The organism is Methylobacterium sp. WL69, assembly GCF_008039485.1.
GTDB lineage: Bacteria > Pseudomonadota > Alphaproteobacteria > Rhizobiales > Beijerinckiaceae > Methylobacterium.
The window spans coordinates 14,961-37,074 of the sequence record NZ_VRUZ01000030.1 but is presented as its reverse complement, the minus strand read 5'-3'; the positions used below and the strand labels follow the sequence as shown (position 1 = coordinate 37,074).

The following is a 22,114-nucleotide window of genomic DNA, read 5'->3' as shown; positions in this document are numbered from 1 at the left end:
GAATCGGCGGCGGGCTGCGCGAACAATGCCGCTTTCCTTCAAACCGCGGCGGGAATCGGCAAGCCGGGCCGCGCCGGCGCGGCCATAGCTCGGGTCGGCGGTCGCCGGGGGATCGCGGGTGGGTCGGCCCGTGACATCCCCCTCCTTCGAGACAGGACATCCCCATGGCCACCCTCACCACCCAGGACGGCACCGACATCTTCTACAAGGATTGGGGCCCCGAGGGCGCCCAGCCCATCGTGTTCCACCACGGCTGGCCGCTGTCGTCGGACGACTGGGACGCGCAGATGCTGTTCTTTCTCCAGCATGGCTACCGCGTCGTCGCCCATGACCGGCGCGGCCATGGCCGCTCGGCGCAGGTCGATGGCGGCCACGACATGGATCATTACGCCGCCGATGCCTTCGCGGTGGTCGAGGCCCTGGACCTGTGGAACGCCGTGCATATCGGGCACTCCACCGGCGGCGGCGTGGTCGCCCGCTACGTGGCCCGGCACGGGGAGCCCGCCGGCCGCGTCGCCAAGGCGGTGCTGGTCTCGGCCGTGCCGCCGCTGATGCTGAAGACGGACGCCAACCCGGACGGCCTGCCGCTCGAGGTGTTCGACGGCTTCCGCACGGCCACCGCCGCCAACCGCGCCCAGTTCTTCCTCGATGTCGCGAGCGGGCCGTTCTACGGCTTCAACCGCGACGGCGCGACCGCCCTGCCCGGCGTGATCCAGAATTGGTGGCGCCAGGGCATGACCGGCAGCGCCCAGGCCCATTACGACGGCATCAAGGCGTTCTCCGAGACCGACCAGACCGGGGACCTCGCGGCCATCACCGTCCCGACCCTGATCCTGCACGGGGAGGACGACCAGATCGTCCCCATCGCCGCTGCGGCGCTGAAATCGGTCACCCTCCTGAAGAACGGCACGCTCAAGACCTATCCGGGCCTGCCCCACGGGATGCTCACCACCCACGCCGACGTGATCAACCCCGACCTGCTGGCCTTCGTGAAGGCCTGAGCGCCGGGCGGGGGGCGCGCCAAGCGCCCCCGCCCCCCGGCGCCGGAGCGCGCGGCGTCCGGTCGTGTCGGGCACCAGAGACAGGAGATCCCCATGAGCTGGCACGGTGCCGAAGATCCGATTCCGGGCGATCGTTTCACCTGCGACGCGATCCAGACCCTGATCATCCCGCGCTCGCGCGACCTCGGCTCGTTCGCCGTGCGCAGGGCCCTGCCCTCCACCGAATGCCGCATGGTCGGCCCGTTCATCTTCTTCGACCAGATGGGCCCGTCGGAATTCCTCCTCGGCCAGGGCATGGACGTGCGGCCGCACCCGCATATCGGCCTGTCCACGGTGACCTACCTGTTCGAGGGCGAGATCATGCACCGGGACAGCCTCGGGACCGAACTGTCCATCCGCCCCGGCGAATTGAACTGGATGACGGCCGGCCGGGGCATCACCCATTCGGAGCGCACGGGGAGCGCGCTGCGCGAGACCGGCTCGACCCTGTTCGGCCTCCAGAGCTGGGTCGCCCTCAGCGGCCGGGATGAGGAAGCCGCCCCAGCCTTCGAGCATTACGAAGCCGGGGCGCTGCCGGTCCTGACCGGCGAGGGCAAGACCGTCCGGCTCATCGCCGGCGAGGCCTTCGGTGCGAAATCCCCGGTGCGGACCTCGAGCCCGATGGTCTACGCCGACGTGACCCTCGAGGCGGGAGCGGTCCTGCCCCTCGACCCCGACTACGACGAGCGCGCGATCTACACCGTCTCGGGCGCCATCGAGATCGCCGGCGACGGCTTCGGGCCGGGCCAACTCCTGGTCTTCCGGCCGGGCGACCGCATCAGCGTGCGGGCGACGCAGACCGCCCGCTTCATGGTGCTCGGCGGCGAGCCCATGGACGGGCCGCGCCACCTGTGGTGGAACTTCGTCTCGTCGCGCCCCGAGCGCATCGAGCAGGCCAAGGAGGATTGGCGCCGGGCCCGCTTCGACACGGTTCCGGGCGAGTCCGAGTTCATCCCCCTGCCCGAGGACCCCAAGCCCGTGCGCTATCCTTGAGCGTGCGGCGGCCGGCGGGCATCCCCCCTTCACCGAGGTCGAGACTCCATGGCTGCTGACGCATCGGGCGCCGCCGGCGACCTCGTCCAGGTCGTCGCCCTGCTGGCGGCGGGGGTGATCGCGGTGCCGCTGTTCAAGCGCATCGGCCTCGGCTCGGTCCTCGGCTACCTCGTGGCGGGCCTGTGCATCGGGCCCTTCGGCCTCGGCCTGTTCACGGACGCGCACGCGATCCTGCACGTGGCCGAGCTCGGCGTCGTGATGTTCCTGTTCCTCATCGGCCTCGAAATGGAGCCGTCGCGGCTCTGGGGCATGCGGCGCGAGATCTTCGGCCTCGGGCTCGCGCAGGTCGGGGCCTCCATCGCCGCCCTGACCCTGGTCGGCCTCGCCCTCGGGTTCTCCCTCGCCGTGGCCTTCGTCGCCGGCACCGGCTTCGTGCTGACCTCGACGGCCATCGTCATGCAGCTCCTCGAGGAGCGCGGGTCGCTCTCGACCCCGAAGGGCCAGCGCATCGTCGCGATCCTGCTGCTGGAGGATCTCGCCATCGTGCCGCTCCTCGCCGTCGTCGCCTTCCTCGCGCCGGGCGGGGCGGCGACGGGCACGGCGGACCGGGCCTACGCCGTCGGGCTCGCCCTCCTGTCCGTGGCCGCCCTCGTGGCGGCGGGACGCTGGCTGCTCAACCCGATGTTCCGCCTGCTGGCGGCGGCGAAGGCCAGGGAGGTGATGACGGCGGCGGCCCTCCTGGTGGTGCTCGGCGCGGCCCTCGCCATGCAGTTCGGCGGCCTGTCCATGGCCATGGGGGCGTTCCTCGCCGGGGTCCTGCTCTCGGAATCGAGTTTCCGTCACCAGCTCGAAGCCGATGTGGAGCCGTTCCGCGGCATCCTCCTCGGCCTGTTCTTCCTCGGGGTCGGGATGTCCCTCGATCTCACCGTGATCGCGGCGAACTGGGCCCTCATCCTCACGGGCGTCGCCGCCTACATGGTGGTGAAGAGCCTCGTCATCTACGCCGTCGCGCGCCTCCTGCGGGCCGGCCACGCCGAGGCGACGGAGCGCGCGGCCCTGATGGCGCAGGGCGGCGAGTTCGCCTTCGTGCTCTACGCCGCCGCCGCGGGCGCCGGGATCATCGACGGCCCCACCAACGCGATCCTGACGGCGACCGTCATCCTGTCCATGGCCGTCACCCCCCTGATGGTGATCGCCTTCGACCGCCTCGGCCCCAAAGCGACCGCCTCCACGGACGGCGTCGAGGTTCCGGAGAACCTCGCCGGCAGCGCCCTCATCGTCGGGTTCGGCCGCTTCGGTCAGATCGTCAGCCAGCCGCTGATCGCCCGCGGGTGCTCCCTGTCCATCATCGATACCAACCCGGCCGCCATCCGGGTCGCGGAGGATTTCGGGTTCAAGGTCTATTACGGCGACGGCGCCCGCCTCGACATCCTGCACGCGGCGGGCGCCGCGACGGCCCGGGCCATCCTCATCTGCATCGACGACCGCGACGCCGCCCGGCGCATCGCCGCGATCGCGAAGGCCGAGTTCCCCCTGGTGCCCGTCCTCGCCCGCGCCCGCGACCGCGAGCACGCCATCGCGCTCCTCCAGGCGGGTGTCGCGTATCAGCTCCGGGAAACCCTTGAATCGGCCCTGGCCTTTGGCGAGCAGGCGCTCCGGACCCTCGGCGACGATCCCGACGCCGCCCGGGCGGCCATGGCGGAAATCCGCCGCCGCGACGCCGAACGCCTCGCCCTGGAAACCGTCGGCGGCGTCTATGCCGGCCGCGAGCTGATCCATGGCAATTCGGGCCGCGCCCGGCCCGAAGGGGATGGGCGTTTGGAAGAGCGGCGGCTTTGATGGGCGATGATCCTCCCCCCGTGTCACGACACCTTCGACACGCCGTTCGGAGCGGGTTGCGGTCGTTCCCCCGTGAGCATCGACACGGCCCCAGTGGACTCAGCCGCCAAAACCGCAATCTTTTGGGAACGCAATTTTCTTGGGAACCGGGGGCGGGCAACCGCGTTTCGTGTGCGCGAGGCCGGGTTTCGGCTCGCTGAACGGGCGCCGGATCAGGCAGCCGGCGACCCTTGTCATCACGTTGCTCCAAGGAGGATGTGGTCATGAGGACCCTTGATTTTTCCCCTCTCTACCGTTCCACCGTCGGCTTCGACCGCCTGTTCTCGCTGCTGGACCAGGCGACCCAGGCCGAGACGTCCTCGACGTGGCCGCCCTACGACATCGAGCGGGTGGCGGACGACGCGTACCGAATCACGATGGCCGTCGCCGGCTTCGCGCCCGACGAGATCGATCTGACCCAGCACGACACCACCCTCGTGGTCACCGGCCAGAGGAAGTCGTCCGAGGGCGAGCGCCGGCTCCTGCATCGCGGCATCGCCGCCCGGGCCTTCCGCCTGACCTTCAGCCTGGACGACCACGTGAAGGTCATCGGCGCGACCCTCGAGAACGGTCTGCTGACCGTGGCTCTCGAGCGCGAGGTGCCCGAGACCCTGAAGCCCCGGCGCATCCCCATCGGCGGGGCTCAGCCGACCATCGGCCAAGATGCCTCGGGCCGGGATGCGATCGACCAGGATGCTTCGGGCCGGGACAACCCGCAGTCTCGGATCGAGGCCGAGCGCCAAGCGGCCTAAGCCTGCGTTCTGTCCGTCGAATGTCCCCCGCGTACCCGCGCGGGGGACACCGCCCATCCAACCCATGCGTTCAGGAAGGATGATCGATGATGGAGACGTATCTTTCCCGTTCCGGCGCCGTGAACTCCGGTGCCATGAATTCCGGCGCCATGAATTCCGGCGCCATGAACCCCGCCGGCGCGCACCCGGCCGCGTTCGAGGCGTGGCAGGCCCTCGTCGCGCCCGGCGATGTCTTCCGCCACCCGAGGGAGGTGCTGGCCCACCCCGGGCTTTCGCCGGGGGACAAGCGCGCGATCCTCGCCTCCTGGGCGTCGGATGCGAGCGCCCTCGAGCACGCCCCGAACCTGCGCTGCCTCGTCGGGAGCAGGGCCGAACCGGTCTCCGTCGACGCCGTCCTCGCGGCCCTCGGCGAACTCGACCGGATGTCCCGACGCTCGACCGACGCCCGACCGACGCGCCCCTTCCCGCGCCGCCTGCGTCGCCTGGTGGAGCTGCACCGGTCTGTTCGCCCGCGGCGACGCGACGACGACGACGATCCGCCGCCCTGCCCGGCGGCCGCCATGCCACGTCCGAAGACCCCGCCGAGCGACGCACGGGCCGCCGTGATCCCGGCCTGACAAGAGGTCCCGATGCCGGACCGAACACCGCCAGAGCGACGACGGCCCGATGCAGCCCGGCATCGGGCCGTCGTCCCTGAGTCCATTCAATGGCGATGGGCCGGCGCATCACGTTGGCGCGAAGGAATCGAAAACCATGATCATGATGCCGCTGCACCCCGCAGTGAGCCTGATCCGGTCTCGAAAGTTGGTCGAGCAGTTGCGCGATTCGATCGTCAGCAATGAACAGATCACTTCGAGCGAGCGATATGGAACGAGCGGAACGGATTTTCGGACGACGCAAAGGCGGGTATACGGCCGATGAGTTGGCGGCTTACCGGCGATTGCGGATCGAGGCGGACAACGCTCAGCGTAGGCGAGGCATGCCCTCGGCTCCCATTTCGAACGAGATCCAGGGCTTGCGAGGACTGGCTAAAGCCGACCAGGCGCCGGAGCAAAAGAGATCGAGACGGTGGTTCGGTCGCCTAACGCTGTGTGCAGGCTTGGTCGTGCTGCAGTTCGCGACCGCTACGGTCGGCGCTTCGCTCATGGCGTGCGATCGGTGTGACCGGCCCTTCGATATCTTCGTTGATGACGCCTTCGGAAGCTGCGTCGGTCGCGGCACCAAAGAGCAGCGACATTCCCTCGAGACTGATGCCGCCCGGCCGGCATCCACCCTCGGTCGATGAGTAATTGGTCGCCCACTCTCTGGCTGACCAGCCATTCGCGGGCCTTCACGAGTGTTTTCAATATGGAAAACCCGCCCCACGGCACGTTCCCTATGGCGGTAGACCGGGCCGACCCGCGATCGAGTCACACGCTTGTGTCCGATCCCTCTGGCTTCCGATGCGTTGCACGTCCCTACCCAGGCACGACCCAACAGGATTCATGACCAGTCGCCCCTACACCAACGCAAGACGACCCACGACCCATGTCCGCGAAACCCATGCAGAGCGCACGCGATTCGACAAAGGCGCTGCGGAACCCGAGCTCGACGCCGAAGACAAAGGCGTTCACGCCATCGCCACATTGCTGCTTGGGCTAACGATCATCGGAGCGGTGGCGATGCTCGGCTTCCGTTGGACCATGAGCTGAACAGCTGTCGGTGGTCAGGACAGCTCGTGAGGGCCGTGGCAGGGTCGACGGCCACTTTTCAGCCATCGATGGACAGGGTCGCCTCGCGATCGAGTCGCACCCCTCAATCACGATATCTGGGGCGAGTCGGGCGTTGCCCCTCCTGATAGACAGGAGACATCCATGACCGTCAGCACCTACCCCACCGCCGATGCCGGCCGGCCTGCCACCAGCGCCATCAACGCCAGCGCCAACCGCGCAGGGCCCGAGAGCACCTCGATGAAATCCGAGCACCGAGCCGGGAACACCGTCGACAAGGTAGACCAAGTGAGCAGCGTGACGCTGCTCGGCATGGCCATCGTAGGCGCGGTGGCGATGCTCGCCCTTCACTGGCTGGTTGGCTGAGCGTCCCAGAAGACCGGTCAGGACAACCGATTGCGTGGATGGGCTCATGGCAGCTCTGCCCCGGGCTCGAGGGGCATGGGACATGCGCATCCCCGTCTCGGTTCCCTGGCCATTCGCACGGATGCGCGTGGGTGGGGTCGCGGGGGAAAGCGTCTCGCATCACGCGAAGCGGGTGCGGCGGCGTCAGGCCTCGTCGGTTACGCTGCGGGCGCTGCTGCCGGGTCAATGCAGGTGCTGTGAGGCAACACCATATGTGGGCTTGGATAATTCTTTTCCTAGCTCAAGCAACAACATATCGATCAACATTCTGAGAATGCTCGAATTGTCCTGAGCTAAAACATTTCTCAAAGGAATAAGGCTATCGACGAGGCGTTCGATCATGAATATTCGCAGCTCTCCGTCATTGTGGTCAACGTGAGCATTGGTGATGTCGACGGCCATGCCAAGGCAACGGACTGCTTGCCCCTCTTCATCTGCCTCGACTTGGCCACGCGCCGAAACCCAATGTACGGCACCATCGGCACGAATAACCCGAAACTGCGCCGCAAATCGCCCAACCGACCCATGCGCGTCGCGAGCGAGGGCTGACACACGGTCCTGGTCATCGGGATGAATGCCGGCCAGAAACGCGGCCAGTGGCACTCCACACGATGCGTTTTCAGGCGCGATCCCGAGCAGTTCGATCAACGAGCCAGACAGGTAAACCAAATCGGCACGGAGATCATTTTCCCACGTGCCCACGAAACCCGATGCTTCGAGCGCAGACTGGATTTCTGCACTCACAACCCTTTCGCGCTTTCCACGTGCCGGCATGGGGTGGTTCCTGCAAAATAGATTCTAACTGGCTTTCAGTTGCCATGTTCCCTTCGGGCGCCGGGCGACTTCCCGCGCCATTAGGTGATCCGCCTGATGCTCGTCCCGGGTGCCGTCTTTCCGCTGGCGGAACCAGATGCCGTCCCCTCCCCCGTTCTCAAGGATCAACGTCAGGCATGCTGTGATGCCGCCAGGCGCGTGTCGATCCGAATCTCCCTAAGAATTCGCATTTGAGTTGAATTGTTCGCACAATCCCAACAGAATGCTGCCCTAGTACGGGTCAGAAGGCTTGATTCCGCGCCCCATTCTGAAGGACCTCGGATGACTGCAACGGCATGGGATACCCCACTCGAAGGGGGCGAAAACGTATTCGGCTTCATTGGTATCGATGAGCACACTCACAAAGGCTGCGTCATTCAATGCGCAACGGATTTGGGGGTCCGCCTGATTATGCTCGATTCAAGCACGGTTCCGATTGATTTCGTTCTATTTTCATTTGACTTTAATAAATCTTATCCTTGCAAGACCATACGCAGGACAGACGAAGTGATTGACGCTTGGATCGATTCTGACGGCGATGTGATCTGCAACGATTGAGACAGGGGAGCGCCGAATGTCGAAAGGTGTGCTTGATCAGCTTTTTACTGTGCCTGACGACAGCTGGGCAGACCGTTGCCTGTCAGAGATTTCAAGCCTCTCTACTGTGCCGGCCGGATCGCATGAAAAAAGATCCAGTGTTCGGTATGCCGCGTCGGGCGTCGCGATCATTAAACCTGAGTTCGGACTACCCATCACCTGCACTCTCGTGGATCGTTCGGAAGGCGGCGCGAGATTGAAGGTCTTGAGCGTCTTGGGAATACCGGACACTTTTATTTTGATCATCGAAGCTGAGCAGATGATGGCACAGATAGCGTGGCGAAGCGTCGGCGAAATCGGTGTGGCCCTGACGCACGGATAGAACCGCCGACCGGTACCACCCATCACCAGATCCTCATGGGCCGGCTGGCGGTGATCATCAGAGCGGTGATCACACTGAACCCAAACGCCCTGAACCTCAGCCGGGGAACGTGCGGCGCCGCGTGCGTGAAAGCCTAAGGATTCAGCGGATTACTCCGCCGGATCGCGCCGCGCGCCCTGCGCCACGATCCGCATCCGAGCGTCCGGTAGCGGCCGCTGCAACTCCAGAGCGATCTCCGTGGGGGCTGCGAGCCAGGTGCTCCATTCCTCAGGCGTCGTCAGCAGCACCGGCATGGCCTTGGGGTGGACGGGGCCGACGATGCCGTTGGCCTCGCAGGTCAGGAACGAGAACAGGCGGTGCTCTTCCTCCACGCGGTCGGGGTTCTCGGCCTTCGTGCCGCGCACACCCGTCCACGACCGCCAGATGCCGGCGAAGGCGAACAGCGGACGCTCGTCGTCGAGGGCGAACCACGTCGGGGTCTTCTTCGGCTTGGTGTCGGCGTACTCGCTGAAGGATGAGACCGGCACGAGGCAGCGGAACTCCGGCTTGAGCCAGGGCCGCCAGTGCGGGCTCTTCACGTTGCGCACATTGGTGACGGGGTGCTCGCCGAACTGCTTCGGACCGGGGATGCCCCAGCGGAACATCTCCATCACGCGTTCGCCGTCCGCGCCGACGTGCACGATGGGCGCACGCTGGTCGGGAAAGATCCCCGGCATCGCCGGCAGGTTGCCGGTGCGATCGGACGAGACGCCGAAGGAATCCCGGATCTCGGCCTGCGACGTCACCAGGCTGTAGAGGTTGCACATCCGCGTTCCATTCTGTCGCAGCCACGAACCTGCGTCTGCCACGTTGGCCAAGGCTTCAGGAAAGACAGACGATGACCTCTGACCCTCGCAATTCCGGCCCGCGGCCGCCCTTCCCCGGCGATCAGCAGCAGGAGCGTCCGGGCCTGACCTCGCGGATGACGCCCGCTCCGGATCACGGCGAGGACAGTTACATCGGCAAGGGCCTGCTCAAAGGAAAGGTCGCGCTGATCACGGGCGGCGATAGCGGGATCGGCCGGGCGGTGGCCATCGCCTATGCGCGCGAGGGCGCGGATGTCGCGATTTCGTATCTGCCCGTGGAGCAGTCCGACGCCGAGGCGACCGCCCACTGGGTCGAGAAGGCCGGACGCCGAGCCGTGCTGTTGCCGGGCGATCTGCGGGACGAAGCGCACTGTCGCGATCTGGTCGCGCAGACCGTGAAGGCCCTCGGCGGCATCGATATCCTCGTCAACAACGCCGCCGCGCAGACGGTCAACCAGGACCTCGACGACGTGACGGCAGAGGATCTCGAGGGATCGTTCAGGGCCAACGTGTTCGCCATGTACTACCTCTGCCAGGCGGCGGTTCCGCACATGAAGCCGGGCTCGGCCATCGTCAACTCGACGAGCCAGCAGGCCAAGATCGCCGACAGCACGATGCTGATCTACGCCGCGACCAAGGGGGCCATCGCCAGCCTCACCATCGGGCTGTCGAACCTCCTGGCACCCAAGGGCATCCGCGTGAACTGCGTCGCGCCCGGCCCGATCTGGACCCCGATTCAGCCCATCGTGAAGAGCCCGGAGCAGATCGAGAAACTCGGAGAGGACACGCCGCTGGGGCGTGCCGGGCAGCCGGCGGAACTCGCCCCGGCCTACGTGCTTCTGGCGTCGCGCGAGGGCAGCTACATGACCGGCGCGCTGGTTCCCGTCACCGGTGGTACACCGATGTACTAGGTGCGCGAGGGCCGGAGTGTGATGGAGCATCATCGCCGCTGACGCGTCAGGCGGAGGATGCACTGCGACAGGAGTTCTTCACGGCAGCCCCCGAACGACGCCCCGGGTCCGATTTGCCGGGACGACAAGTGCCGGTCCCATCGGGGTGACAGAGTCAGCGCGCGGCCCGGAACCGATTCGTCGGCGATATCCTTGTGGTATCCACTGCCCAGGCCGTCAGCCGACGGAAATCACCCCCATGCCATATCAGGCTGAAGCCGGAGGGCCTTTCGATAGGGGAAAGTGGAGCGGGTACCGGGAATCGAACCCGGGTATTCAGCTTGGAAGGCTGCTGCTCTACCATTGAGCTACACCCGCATCGGGGACCGTATAGCACGATCACCGAGGGTCGAGACAGGGAGCCGGAACCGTCGCCCGCGATCTCGCTAGAGGTTTGGTGGGGGAAGTAGGACTCGAACCTACGAAGCTTACGCAGCGGATTTACAGTCCGCCCCCTTTGCCGCTCGGGACATTCCCCCAAACCGCCGCCCGTGGGCAGCGCGCGGGTCCTTATGATGAGGCCCCGCGCAGGTGTCAACGGGGATCGCGGGCGGATCGGTTCAATCGATGGGGGCGAGGTCGCAGATCCGGACCTGGGCGCGGTCGGCGCCGCGCCAGGTGTCCACCGCGAGGGTGCCGGCGGCGTGGAACTCGCGGCCGATGCCGGCGAGGATGGCCTGGCCCAGGGGGCCCTGCGCCGCCCGGAAGCAGATGGCGCCCACCGCCTGGCCGTCGCGGCTGCGCAGGCGAGCCCGGACGTGGCCGTTGCCGACGATCCCCGCATCGACGATGCGGTGGCGTGGCAGGGCGAAGACCGGTTCGGGCGCGCCCGAACCGAACGGGCCGGCGCGCTGGAGCAGGCGCACCATCTCGGCCGTGGCACCGCCGGCGCTCACGGTGCCGTCGAGGAGGAGCGCCTCGACGGCGCGGGCCTCGCCGACGGCCTGGGCCAAGTCGGCGGCGAGGTGGGCGGCGAACGCGCCCGTGTCGGGCCCCGCCAGGGTGACGCCGGCCGCCATGGCATGGCCGCCGCCCTTGAGGGCGAGGCCGGCCTCCACGGCGGTGCGCACGGCCCGGCCGAGATCGGCGCCCGGGATGGAACGGCCCGAGCCCGTGGCGGTGCCGTCGGGCCGGAGCGCGAAGGCGAAGGCCGGGCGGCCGAAGCGTTCCTTGAGGCGGGCGGCGATGAGGCCGACGACGCCCGGGTGCCAGTCGGCCGAGGCCGCCACCAGCACCGGGCGCTCGGGGTCGCCGGTGAGGGCATGGTCCATCTCGGCCTCGGCGGTGGCGACGGCCTGGGCCTCGATGACCTGGCGCTCGCGGTTGAGCCGGTCGAGCTCGGCGGCGATGCGGGCCGCCTCCGCCGCGTCGTGGGTGGTCAGCAGGCGGGCGCCGAGGCCCGCGTCGCCGATGCGCCCGCCGGCATTGATGCGTGGCCCAACGAGGTAGCCGAGGTGCCAGGCCTCCGGCGCCTCGCTCAAGGCGGCGGCGTCGAGGAGGGCGGCGAGGCCGGGGCGCCCGCGCCCGCGCATCACCTTGAGGCCCTGGACCACGAAGGCGCGGTTGAGGCCCGTCAGGGGCACCACGTCGGCGACGGTGGCCAGCGCCACGAGGTCGAGGGCGGCGGCGAGGTCGGGCAGGTCCGCGACGCCGTCCCGGCGCAGGCGCCGATTGAGGGCCACCAGGGTGAGGAACACCACGCCCGCCGCGCAGAGATGGCCGAGGCCCGACAGGTCGTCGAGGCGGTTGGGGTTCACCACGGCGCGGGCCGGCGGCAGGGTCTCGGGGGCGCCGTGATGGTCGAGGACGAGGACGTCGAGGCCCAGAGCCCGGGCCGCCTCCAGGGGGGCGTGGCCGCTGGTGCCGCAATCGACGCAGACGAGCAAGGTGGCGCCGGCCTCCCACAGGGCGGTGACGGCGGCGACGTTGGGGCCGTAGCCCTCGGTGATGCGGTCGGGGATGTGGATGCGGACATCGAGACCGAAGCCGCGGAGATAGCCGGCCAGGAGCGCGGCGCTGGCGGCCCCGTCGACGTCGTAGTCGCCGAAGATCGCCACGGTCTCCCGGCTCGACACGGCACGGGCGAGGCGGTCGGTCGCCGCCGCCATGTCGACGAGGCAGTCCGGGTCCGGCATCAGGTCGCGCAGGCGCGGATTGAGATGGGCGTCCGACTCCGCCGGACGGATGCCGCGCCCCGACAGCACCCGGGCGAGGAGGTCCGGCAGGCCGTGGGCCTGGGTCATGGTGGCGGCGTAGGCTTGGAGCGCCGGATCGGCGCAGCGGTCGCGCCACGGCCGCCCGAGGACCGAGCGGGAGACATCGAGGAAGGCGCGGGGGATCTCGGCTGACACGGGGGGACCCTACTCCAGTCCAGCCGGCCCGGCTCACGCGAAAACGACGACGGGGCCGGCGATGGACGCCGACCCCGTACGCTGTCCTGGCGGCGCGGGCGAGGCCCGCGCCGGGCTCAGAGGTTTTTGACGATGGAGTCGACGACCTTCTTGGCGTCGCCGAACAGCATCATGGTATTGTCGCGGAAGAACACCTCGTTCTCGACGCCGGCGTAGCCCGAGCCCATGCCGCGCTTGATGAACAGAACGGTCTTGGCCTTCTCGACGTCGAGGATCGGCATGCCGTAGATCGGCGAGGCCTTATCAGTCTTGGCGGCCGGGTTGGTGACGTCGTTGGCGCCGATGACGAAGGCGACGTCGGCCTGCGGGAAGTCGCCGTTGATGTCCTCAAGCTCGTGGACCTCGTCGTAGGGCACGTTGGCTTCGGCGAGGAGCACGTTCATGTGGCCCGGCATGCGGCCGGCGACGGGGTGGATGGCGTACTTCACATCGACGCCCTCCTTCTTGAGCATGTCGACCATCTCGCGCAGCGAATGCTGGGCCTGGGCCACCGCCATGCCGTAGCCCGGCACGATGATGACGCGCTCGGCGTTCTTCAGGATGTAGGCCGCGTCGTCGGCGGACCCCTGCTTGACCGGCCGGGTCTCGACGGCGCCGCCGCCCGCGCCCGCCGCGGCGTCACCGCCGAAGCCGCCGAGGATGACCGAGATGAACGATCGGTTCATCGCCTTGCACATGATGTAGGACAGGATCGCGCCGGACGAGCCGACGAGGGCGCCGGTCATGATCAGCGCGAGGTTGCCCAGGGTGAAGCCGATGCCGGCCGCCGCCCAGCCCGAGTAGGAGTTCAGCATCGACACGACGACGGGCATGTCGGCGCCGCCGATGGGGATGATGAGCAGGCCGCCGAGGGCGAACGACAGTAGGACGATGACCCAGAACACCAGCTTGCTCTCGGTGCCGATGAACACCGCGATGAGGCCCACGAGGGCGATGGCCAGGGCGATGTTGAGGGCATGGCGCTGGGGCAGCATGATCGGCTTGCCGGACATGCGCCCGTCGAGCTTGGCGAAGGCGATGACGGAGCCCGTGAAGGTGATGGCGCCAATGGCGACGCCGAGCGCCATCTCGAACAGCGACTCCTTGTGGATGTGGCCGTTCTCGAGGATGCCCACGGCCTGCGGCGCGTAGAGGGTGCCGGCCGCGCCCGCCACGGCCGCGAGGCCGACGAGGGAGTGGAAGGCCGCCACGAGCTGGGGCATGGCCGTCATGGGCACGCGCTTGGCGATGACCGCGCCGGCCCCGCCGCCGAGGCCGAGGCCGAGGATCACCAGGATCCAGGCGCCGAAGCCCGCCGGCGGATGGCCGACGAGGGTGGTGAGGACAGCGAGCCCCATGCCGACCATGCCGTACAGGTTGCCCTGCCGCGACGTGGTCGGGTGCGAGAGCCCCCGCAGCGCCATGATGAACAGGACACCGGAGACGATGTAGAGAAGGGCGGAGACGTTCTGGGACATCGTCTCAGGCCTTCTTCTTGTACATGCCGAGCATGCGCTGGGTGACGAGGAAGCCGCCGAAGATGTTCACGCTGGCGAGAACGATGCCGAGGAAGCCGAAGAAGCGGGCCCAGCCGGTGCCGTGCTCGAGGAGCGGCACGCCGGCGGCCAAGATGGCGCCGACGATGATCACCGACGAGATGGCGTTGGTCACCGACATGAGCGGGGTGTGCAGCGCCGGGGTCACCGACCAGACCACGTAGTAGCCGACGAAGATCGCCAGCACGAAGATCGCGAGCTGGAACACCGTGGGATCGACGGCGCCGTGGGTGACGGCCGAGAGGCCGTGTCCGAGGCCGTCGGCGTATTTCTGCGCCTGGAGGGCGTGCTGCTGCGCGATGTCGGCAGCGGTTCGGGCCGCGGCGGCGGCGGCGCGCGCCTGCTCGGCGGCCTGATCGGGGGGAAGCGTGGCCATCGTATCCTCCGGCGGGATCAGAATTTGGTCTGGAAGGCGGGATGCACGACCTGCCCGTCATGGGTCAGGTTCGTCGCCTTGACGAGCTCGTCGTCCCGCTTCACCGCCAGGGACTTCGCCTCCTTGTCGATGAGGGTCTCCACGAAGGCGTAGAGGTTGCGCGCGTAGAGGCTCGACGCCGTGGCGGCGAGGCGGCCGGGCACGTTGAGGTGGCCGACGATCTTCACGCCGTGATCCGTGGTGACGATCTCGCCGGCCTTGGCGCCCTCGACGTTGCCGCCGCGCTCCACCGCGAGATCGATGAGCACCGAGCCGGGCTTCATGGTCGCGACCATGGCGGCGGAGACGAGCTGCGGCGCCGGCCGGCCGGGGATCAGGGCCGTGGTGATGACGATGTCCTGCTTGGCGATGTGGGTCGCCACGAGGTCGGCCTGCTTCTTCCTGTACTCGGCCGACATCTCCTTGGCGTAGCCGCCCGAGGTCTCGGCCTGCTTGAACTCGTCGTCCTCGACGGCCACGAACTTGGCGCCCAGGGACTCCACCTGTTCCTTGGTGGCAGGGCGCACGTCCGTGGCGGTGACGACGGCACCCATGCGGCGGGCCGTGGCGATGGCCTGGAGGCCGGCGACGCCGACGCCCATCACGAAGACGCGGGCGGCGGGCACGGTGCCGGCGGCCGTCATCATCATCGGCATGGCGCGGCCGTACTCGGAGGCGCCGTCGACTACGGCGCGGTAGCCGGCGAGGTTGGCCTGGCTCGAGAGCACGTCCATCACCTGCGCGCGGGTGATGCGGGGCATCAGCTCCATGGCAAAGGTGTCGAGGCCGGCCTGCGCCATCTCGCCCAGGGCGGCCTCGTTGCCGTAGGGGTCCATGATCGCCACCACGGTGGCGCCGCGCTTCAGCAGCCCGATCTCGTCGGCGTTGGGGCGGCGGACCTTGAGGACGAGGTCGGCGTCGTTCGCCGCGTCCTGGGCCGAGGATGCGACCGTGGCCCCCGCGGCCTCGTAATCGGCATCCGGGACGCCGGCCGTCAGTCCGGCACCGGACTGAACGGTCACATCGGCCCCGAGGGCGATGAACTTCTTGACCGTTTCGGGCACCGCCGCGACCCGCGGCTCCGCGGGATCAGACTCTGTCAGGACAGCGATGCGCATTCAGGAAGTCCCCCTCGGCGATCGTTCCGGAACGCCGTAACTCAGCAGAAATATAGAGCCTGAACGCTGGTATACCAGCGCGTCCAGGCTACGTCACGCGAAGAAGAGGTAGAGCAGAAGCAAGACCGCGACCACGACGGGGGCCTTCCAGCCCACAGCCGGCGCGAGGGCGCCCACGGCGCCGGCGGCGCCGGACAGGACCACGGCGAGGATGGCCGTCAGCCAGGCCTCGTGGATGCCGCCGATGGCGAGGGCAAGCACCCAGCAGATCACCACCGAGGTGCCGATTTCGACGAAACGAACGAAGCCGCGGTAGGTTTGCTCGTGGGTCTTCTCGTCCATGGCGGGGCTGTAATGTACGCCGGACGCGGTCTTCAAATCGGCCATCTCAGGGTCGTCCCCATGGGTCTATCTTGATTTGTTCCAAGGGGATTTAGCGCATGCCCCGGCCACTCGCAATCAGCATGCGCGCCATGGAAAGACCACGAACGGATTTTTGTCATGCCGACGGGAATCCCCGTCGGCGCCGCCGTCATGCGGGCAGGGCCAGCCCCGCCCGGGTCAGAGCCTCGCCCTGCCGGGCTTCGAGTTCCGAGAGCGAGAAGCGCTCGATCTCGGCCTCGAACAACCGGTGATAGTTCAGCTCCGAACGCAGGTGCAGGAACACCGCGCCGAGGCCGACGGCGGCGCGGTCCATGAACACGAATTCCTGCGGCACCGTCACGGGACCGCGCGCCTTCAGGGCCTGATGCACTTCGAAGGCCTGACGCCGTCCGTACTCGCCGGGCTTGACCCCGTCGGCCACCGTGCGGGTGCGGTCCTCCAGGATCGGCCCGTAGATGAAGCGCGCCCAGATGTTGAGGATCTCGATGAGCTCCTTGTTGAGGTTCTTGAAGCCCCAGACCTCGTAGGCGTGGACGATGCGGGCCTCGTCGTTCTCCAGGAGGCCGCGATAGAGGTCGACCACGCCGCCGACGAAGCGCGGGTGGAAGATGCGCACGCAGCCGTAATCCAGCAGGTTGATGCCCTGCGCTTCGCCGCCCTCGGAGAACACCGTGTAGTTGCCAAGATGCGGGTCGCCGTGGATGACGGCGGCGCGGCTGAACGGATGCCACCACGCCTTGAACATCGCCTTGGCGAGGCGGTTGCGGATCTCGATGGGCGCGTCGGCAAAATCGAGGATGCGTTCGCCCTCGAGCCAGCCGAGGGTGAGGAGGCGCTTGGTCGAGAGATCGCGGTGGATGTCCGGCACCCGGACCTCGGCCACGTCGCGCAGGACGTCGGCGTAGAGCGCCGCGTGCTTCGCTTCCCGCTCGTAGTCGAGTTCCTCGCGCACCCGGGCGCCGATTTCCTTCGCGATCTCACGGGTATCGAGCCAGGAGCTTATGCGCCGGTGCAGGGCGAAGGCGACCTCGAGCTGCTTCAGGTCGGCCTCCACGGCCGATTGCATGTCGGGATACTGGAGCTTGCAGGCGAGCGCCGTGCCGTCGAGCCCAGTCGCCCGGTGGACCTGGCCCAGGGAGGCGGCCGCCGCCGGCTTGAGATCGAAGGTCTTGAACCGCGCCTGCCAGTCGGGGCCGAGTTCGGCCATCATCCGGCGCTTGACGAAGGCCGCGCCCATGGGCGGCGCGTCGGCCTGGAGCTTCTGCAACTCGGTCGCGTATTCGGGCGGCAGCAGGTCCGGCACCGTGGCGAGCAGCTGGGCGACCTTCATGATCGGCCCCTTGAGGCCGCCCAGGGCCTGGGCCAGGGCGGCGGCATTGGTCGGCGCCTCCTTACCGCCGAACAGGCGGGCGCCGGCCATGCGGGCCGCGACCCCGCCCACATTGGCGCCGACGCGGGCGTAGCGGCTGGCGCGCGCGGAGAAGCGGTTGGCTTCGCTGTCGTGATCGGCCATCGGGTTCTTCAGATCTCGGAAAGGATGCGTCCGGAAACCCGGAGACCCCATGGAGATAAGCCCGTCGGCGTCCTGTGCCAGGGCGCTGCGCCGTTGCGGCGCGGTGGGGGTGTCAGGTGGCCGGCCAGTTATCGCGAATCCAGCGGGCGAGGCCCTCTTCGGTAATCTCACCGGCGGCCAGCCCACGGACCATGACGACGGCCTCGGCCTCGTCGGTGACGAAGTCGATGCCGTTGAGACCGAGGAACACGACGAGGGCAAGCAGAGCCGCGCGCTTGTTGCCGTCGACGAACGGATGGTTCTTCGCGATCCCGAACGCGCAGGCAGCCGCGAGTTCGGCGAGATCGGCCTCGCCATGAACGGCTCGGTTCACCGGCCGACCGACGGCCGATTCGAGGGAACTCCCGTCAGGCAAACCCTTTCGACCGCCGAACAACTTGGACTGGCGGACATGAATGGCCTGGACGAGGTTGCTCGTCAGCCGGACGACCGTGGTCATTTGGCCAGCTCGGACAGGGCGTTGCGGTAGGTCTTCATCGCCTTCTCGGCGATCTCCATGCCACGCTCGAAGGTCGGGTCGAGGGGGGACAGCCGGACGGAGCCATCGCTATTTTCAATGACCGAAAGCCAATCGCCCTGTGCGATATTGAGCTTGGTCAAAAGTTCCTTGGGCAGGATCAGCCCGGTGGAGTTGCCGATTTTCTTGACTTCGAGCTTCATGACGATTCGCCTTTCGTTGTACGGAATGTACAACGAAAGGCCGGGTCGGCCAAGCCGTCGTCAGCCCTCCATCGCCTCCAGCTCGGCGATCATGCCCTCGATCATGTTGAGGCCGATCTGCCAGAAGCCCGGATCGCGGGCGTCGAGGCCGAAGGGAGCGAGGAGTTCGCCGTAGGGCTTGGCGCCGCCGGCCGAGAGCAGGGCGAAGTAGCGCTCGACGAACCCGTCCTCGGCCTTGGCGTAGACACCGTAGAGGGAGTTCACGAGGCAGTCGCCGAAGGCGTAGGCGTAGACGTAGAACGGAGAGTGGATGAAGTGCGGGATGTAGGCCCAGAACGGCTCGTAGCCCGCATCGAGGGTGATGGCCGGGCCGAGGCTCTCGGTCTGCACGGACATCCAGAGGGCGTTGATCTGCTCGGCGGTGAGCTCGCCCTCGGCGCGGGCGAGGTGGACCTTGCGCTCGAAGGCGTAGAACGCGATCTGGCGCACCACCGTGTTGATCATGTCCTCGACCTTGGCCGCCAGCATGGCCCGGCGCTGGGTCGTGTTCGTGGTGGCGGCGAGCAGTCGGCGGAAGGTCAGCATCTCGCCGAACACGCTCGCGGTCTCGGCGAGCGTCAGGGGGGTCGGCGCCATCAGGGCGCCGTTGGGGCCGGCCAGCACCTGATGCACCCCGTGGCCGAGCTCGTGCGCCAGGGTCATGACGTCGCGCGGCTTCCCCTGGTAGTTCACCAGCACGTAGGGGTGGGCCGAGGGCACCGTCGGGTGGGCGAAGGCACCGGGCGCCTTGCCGGGCCGCGTCGGTGCGTCGATCCAGTTGCGGTCGAAGAACGTCTTGGCGATGCTGGCCATGCGCGGGGAGAACGCGCCGTAGGCGTCGAGCACCGTGTCCCGGGCCTCCGTCCAGGGGATCGTGCGCTGCTCGACCTTCGGCAGGGGCGCGTTGCGGTCCCAGTACGGCAGGGCCTCGACCCCGAACCACTTCGCCTTCAGGGCGTAGTAGCGATGCGACAGGCGCGGATAGGCCGCCTGCACCGCCTCGACCAGGGCATCGACCACCTCGGGTTCGACCCGGTTCGACAGGTGTCGGGATTCGGCGACATCGGTGAAGCCGCGCCAGCGGTCGTTGATCTCCTTGTCCTTGGCCAGCGTGTTGGTGATGAGCGTGAAGGTGCGGAGATTCGCCCGGAACACCTCACCGAGCGCGCCGGCGGCCTCCTTGCGCACGGCCCCGTCGGGGTCCTGAAGGCGGTTCAGGGTCGGTTCCAGGGTCAGCTGCTCGCCCTGCACGGAGAAGCGCAGGGACGCGATGGTGCCGTCGAACAGGCGGTTCCAGGCCGAGCGGCCGGTCACCGACTTCTCAAGGAACAGCTTTTCCGTGCGGTCGTCGAGCTGGAACGGTTTTTCGCGGCGCAGGTCCTCGATCCAGGGGGCGTAGGCCGCGAGCGGCCCGTCGGCCATGGCCGCGTCCAGGGCGGCGTCGTCGATGCGGTTGAGTTCGAGGGCGAAGAACAGCAGGTGGCTGGAGGCCGTGGTGAGGCGCTCCTGGGTGTCGCCGTAGAATTTCTCGCGGGCCTCGTCGGTGGTGTCGCCCGAGTAGACGAGGCCGGCGAACGACATCAGCCGCCCGAGGAGATCCTCGATGGCCTCGTAGGCCCGGACCGCCTCGGCGAGGCGGGCGGAAGCGTCCGGGCCGGTGGCGAGCGCTTCCAGGCGCCCGGCATAGAGCTCGGAGACCTCCCGGCAGGCCGCCTCGGCCCGGGCGAGGTCGGCGCGGAAGTCGGGGGCGTCGATGCCGGAATAGAGGTCGCTCAGGTCCCATTCGGGCAGGGCGCCGAGGTCGGCGGCGTGCGCGGCCGCCCGTGCGGCGCTCGCCCCCTCGGGAGTGGCGACGATGCCCGCGCGGACGGCATGGGCGACGGCTCGGCTCGGCATGATGGGCTGCTTCCTGGGGCTGGGCACCGGCGTGCCGTGGGCGGTGATATCGAGCGGTCGGGCCCCGCGATCAACCGCCTTGCGCGTGAAAGCCAGGGTCCTCGCGCGGGAAAATTCCGGGTGCGGCGTCGGCAGCCGGCGATCCCCGGAAAAGTCCGATCGTCGTTAAGCGCGGCTTTACGCTCTTGGGGCACCCTGCGGATCGAAACGAAACAGTCCGGCGCCGCCCTCCGAGCCCGTCTCGCGATGCGGCCGCCCTCCCCGGATCGAGGCGCAGCCCATGACGACAACGGTCCTCATCGTCGACGACGATCCCGTGCAGCGTCGCCTCGCCGAGGCGATGGTGCGCCGGCTCGGCTTCGACGCGAAGGTCGCCGAGAGCGGAGAGGACGGCCTCGGCCTCCTGCGCTCGGGCGAGCCCATCGACGTGATGCTCCTCGACCTCGTCATGCCCGGCGGCCTCGACGGCCTCGGCGTCATGGCCGAGATGCGCAAATCCGGCCTCGACGTGCCGGTCATCGTCCAGACCTCCAACGGCTCCATCGACGCCGTCGTCACCGCCATGCGGGCCGGCGCCGTCGACTTCGTGGTCAAGCCCGCCGGCGCCGAGCGCCTGCAGGTCTCCATCAAGAACGCCCTCAAGGTCGATCAGCTCGAGGAAGAGGTCCGCCGCATGCGCCGGCGCGCCTCCGGCTCCCTCTCGTTCAAGGACCTGACCTCGAAGAGCCCGGATATGGAGCGGGTGATCCGCCTCGCCGAGCGCTCGGCCAAATCCAACATCCCGGTGCTCATCGAGGGCGAATCCGGGGTAGGCAAGGAAGTCCTCGCCCGCGTCATCCAGGGCTCGGGCGACCGGCGCGGCAAGGCATTCGTCACGGTCAATTGCGGGGCGATCCCCGACAACCTCGTGGAATCGACCCTGTTCGGCCACGAGAAGGGGGCGTTCACCGGCGCCACCGAGCGCCACATGGGCAAGTTCGTCGAGGCGTCCGGCGGCACCCTGTTCCTCGACGAGATCGGCGAGCTGCCCCTCGACGCCCAGGTGAAGCTCCTGCGCGCCCTGCAGGAGGGCGAGGTCGATCCCGTCGGCGCCAAGCGCAGCGTGCGCGTCGACATCCGCCTCGTCTCGGCGACGAACCGCTCGCTCCTCGATCTCGTCAAGCAGGGCCGGTTCCGCGAGGATCTCTACTATCGCCTCAACGTCTTCCCCATGACCCTGCCGCCGCTCCGCGCGCGCCGCGAGGACATCCCCGACCTCGTGCGCTCGTTCTGTGCCCGGTTCGCGGCGGAGGAAGGCAAGAAGGTCCGCGCCATCACCCCCGAGGCCATGGCGCTGCTCACCCGCTACGGCTGGCCCGGCAACGTCCGTCAGCTCGAGAACGCCCTGTTCCGCGCCGTGGTGCTGGCCGATGGCGACGAACTCACCGTGGCGGAATTCCCGCAGATCGCCGCCCAGGTCGAGGGCTTCGACGTCCGCATCCCGGCCGCACCCGTGCAGCCCATGGTCCAGGCCGGGGCGCCCGAGCCCGTGCGCGAGATCGTCCGGGTCGAGGTCCGCGATCCCCACGCCATGAGTCTCGTGGCCGAGGAGACCGGCGAGATGAAGACCATGGATGGCCTGGAAGCCGAGATCATCCGCTTCGCCCTGCAATTCTACCGGGGCCGGATGTCCGAGGTCTCGCGCCGCCTCGGAATCGGCCGATCCACCCTCTACCGCAAGCTCAAGGAGCTCGGCCTCGACGGCGACGACAAGGCCGAGGAAGCCGCCTGAGCGACCCC

General features: G+C 68.2%; 23 protein-coding genes and 2 tRNA genes. 12 read left to right on the top strand and 13 right to left on the bottom strand.

Translation table 11 applies throughout. The annotated features are described in order from the left end of the window. Positions 1–164 precede the first annotated feature (164 nt). From FV218_RS10880 to FV218_RS10845, 8 genes are all read left to right on the top strand, one after another. Complete coding sequence (locus FV218_RS10880; RefSeq protein WP_147709714.1) at positions 165–1,001, top strand: alpha/beta hydrolase; 837 nt, start codon at positions 165–167, stop codon at positions 999–1,001. A gap of 93 nt (positions 1,002–1,094) precedes the next feature. Continuing rightward, positions 1,095–2,033, top strand: a complete 939-nt coding sequence (locus tag FV218_RS10875; RefSeq protein ID WP_056096557.1) for a pirin family protein — start codon at positions 1,095–1,097, stop codon at positions 2,031–2,033. A gap of 48 nt (positions 2,034–2,081) precedes the next feature. Next, a complete protein-coding gene (locus FV218_RS10870) occupies positions 2,082–3,872 on the top strand; it encodes a monovalent cation:proton antiporter-2 (CPA2) family protein (RefSeq protein ID WP_147709713.1) in 1,791 nt (596 codons plus the stop codon). Between the two features lie 263 nt (positions 3,873–4,135). After that, positions 4,136–4,663, top strand: coding sequence for an Hsp20 family protein (locus FV218_RS10865; RefSeq protein ID WP_147709712.1), 528 nt, complete (start codon positions 4,136–4,138; stop codon positions 4,661–4,663). Between the two features lie 134 nt (positions 4,664–4,797). Then, a complete protein-coding gene (locus FV218_RS10860) occupies positions 4,798–5,280 on the top strand; it encodes a hypothetical protein (protein ID WP_147709719.1) in 483 nt (160 codons plus the stop codon). Between the two features lie 49 nt (positions 5,281–5,329). Next, positions 5,330–5,584: a hypothetical protein gene (locus FV218_RS10855; protein WP_147709711.1), complete on the top strand. Its 255-nt coding sequence runs from the start codon at positions 5,330–5,332 to the stop codon at positions 5,582–5,584. Between the two features lie 563 nt (positions 5,585–6,147). Further along, positions 6,148–6,354 carry a hypothetical protein gene (locus FV218_RS10850; RefSeq protein ID WP_147709710.1) on the top strand — a complete coding sequence of 69 codons (207 nt, stop codon included), beginning with the start codon at positions 6,148–6,150 and terminating at the stop codon, positions 6,352–6,354. A 162-nt stretch (positions 6,355–6,516) separates the two neighbouring features. Beyond that, positions 6,517–6,738 (top strand): hypothetical protein, encoded by a 222-nt coding sequence (locus FV218_RS10845; protein ID WP_147709709.1) that lies wholly within the window; start codon positions 6,517–6,519, stop codon positions 6,736–6,738. 222 nt (positions 6,739–6,960) lie between these two features. Here the strand turns inward: FV218_RS10845 and FV218_RS10840 are convergent, their stop codons facing one another. Continuing rightward, positions 6,961–7,551, bottom strand: a complete 591-nt coding sequence (locus tag FV218_RS10840; protein WP_147709708.1) for a PAS domain-containing protein — start codon at positions 7,549–7,551, stop codon at positions 6,961–6,963. A gap of 321 nt (positions 7,552–7,872) precedes the next feature. Between FV218_RS10840 and FV218_RS10835 the strand changes: the two genes are divergently transcribed. After that, positions 7,873–8,148, top strand: a complete 276-nt coding sequence (locus FV218_RS10835) for a PilZ domain-containing protein (RefSeq protein WP_147709707.1) — start codon at positions 7,873–7,875, stop codon at positions 8,146–8,148. 16 nt (positions 8,149–8,164) lie between these two features. Then, positions 8,165–8,509 (top strand): hypothetical protein, encoded by a 345-nt coding sequence (locus FV218_RS10830; protein WP_147709706.1) that lies wholly within the window; start codon positions 8,165–8,167, stop codon positions 8,507–8,509. 149 nt (positions 8,510–8,658) lie between these two features. Here FV218_RS10830 and FV218_RS10825 read toward each other — a convergent pair whose 3' ends face one another. Next, entirely contained in the window at positions 8,659–9,315 is a 657-nt protein-coding gene (locus FV218_RS10825; protein ID WP_056096569.1) for an SOS response-associated peptidase, read from the bottom strand. A 71-nt stretch (positions 9,316–9,386) separates the two neighbouring features. Between FV218_RS10825 and FV218_RS10820 the strand changes: the two genes are divergently transcribed. Next, positions 9,387–10,265, top strand: a complete 879-nt coding sequence (locus tag FV218_RS10820; protein WP_147709705.1) for an SDR family oxidoreductase — start codon at positions 9,387–9,389, stop codon at positions 10,263–10,265. 283 nt (positions 10,266–10,548) lie between these two features. Here FV218_RS10820 and FV218_RS10815 read toward each other — a convergent pair. The 11 genes from FV218_RS10815 to FV218_RS10765 all read right to left on the bottom strand — a co-directional run bounded on the left by FV218_RS10815 (position 10,549) and on the right by FV218_RS10765 (position 20,335). Beyond that, positions 10,549–10,622 (bottom strand) — tRNA-Gly (locus FV218_RS10815). 77 nt (positions 10,623–10,699) lie between these two features. Further along, positions 10,700–10,783 (bottom strand) — tRNA-Tyr (locus tag FV218_RS10810). A gap of 81 nt (positions 10,784–10,864) precedes the next feature. Continuing rightward, the gene (gene recJ / locus FV218_RS10805; RefSeq protein ID WP_246685073.1) at positions 10,865–12,547 is read right to left on the bottom strand and encodes a single-stranded-DNA-specific exonuclease RecJ; all 1,683 of its coding nucleotides are present in this window, start codon (positions 12,545–12,547) and stop codon (positions 10,865–10,867) included. A 224-nt stretch (positions 12,548–12,771) separates the two neighbouring features. Continuing rightward, positions 12,772–14,172 carry an NAD(P)(+) transhydrogenase (Re/Si-specific) subunit beta gene (locus tag FV218_RS10800; protein ID WP_056096578.1) on the bottom strand — a complete coding sequence of 467 codons (1,401 nt, stop codon included), beginning with the start codon at positions 14,170–14,172 and terminating at the stop codon, positions 12,772–12,774. Positions 14,173–14,176: 4 nt separating this feature from the next. Then, a complete protein-coding gene (locus tag FV218_RS10795) occupies positions 14,177–14,626 on the bottom strand; it encodes a proton-translocating transhydrogenase family protein (RefSeq protein WP_056096581.1) in 450 nt (149 codons plus the stop codon). Between the two features lie 17 nt (positions 14,627–14,643). Continuing rightward, the gene (locus tag FV218_RS10790) at positions 14,644–15,783 is read right to left on the bottom strand and encodes a Re/Si-specific NAD(P)(+) transhydrogenase subunit alpha (protein WP_147709703.1); all 1,140 of its coding nucleotides are present in this window, start codon (positions 15,781–15,783) and stop codon (positions 14,644–14,646) included. A gap of 93 nt (positions 15,784–15,876) precedes the next feature. Further along, positions 15,877–16,170 carry an aa3-type cytochrome c oxidase subunit IV gene (locus tag FV218_RS10785; protein WP_056096587.1) on the bottom strand — a complete coding sequence of 98 codons (294 nt, stop codon included), beginning with the start codon at positions 16,168–16,170 and terminating at the stop codon, positions 15,877–15,879. A 145-nt stretch (positions 16,171–16,315) separates the two neighbouring features. Then, positions 16,316–17,680, bottom strand: coding sequence for an AarF/ABC1/UbiB kinase family protein (locus FV218_RS10780; RefSeq protein ID WP_147709702.1), 1,365 nt, complete (start codon positions 17,678–17,680; stop codon positions 16,316–16,318). Positions 17,681–17,792: 112 nt separating this feature from the next. After that, positions 17,793–18,179, bottom strand: a complete 387-nt coding sequence (locus tag FV218_RS10775) for a type II toxin-antitoxin system death-on-curing family toxin (RefSeq protein ID WP_147709701.1) — start codon at positions 18,177–18,179, stop codon at positions 17,793–17,795. After that, complete coding sequence (locus tag FV218_RS10770; RefSeq protein WP_147709700.1) at positions 18,176–18,400, bottom strand: AbrB/MazE/SpoVT family DNA-binding domain-containing protein; 225 nt, start codon at positions 18,398–18,400, stop codon at positions 18,176–18,178. Before FV218_RS10770 ends, FV218_RS10775 begins: the two co-directional genes overlap by 4 nt. Before the next feature lie 60 nt (positions 18,401–18,460). Next, positions 18,461–20,335, bottom strand: a complete 1,875-nt coding sequence (locus FV218_RS10765) for a M3 family oligoendopeptidase (RefSeq protein ID WP_147709699.1) — start codon at positions 20,333–20,335, stop codon at positions 18,461–18,463. A gap of 280 nt (positions 20,336–20,615) precedes the next feature. Between FV218_RS10765 and FV218_RS10760 the strand changes: the two genes are divergently transcribed. Then, positions 20,616–22,106 (top strand): sigma-54 dependent transcriptional regulator, encoded by a 1,491-nt coding sequence (locus FV218_RS10760; protein WP_147709698.1) that lies wholly within the window; start codon positions 20,616–20,618, stop codon positions 22,104–22,106. Positions 22,107–22,114: the final 8 nt, after the last annotated feature.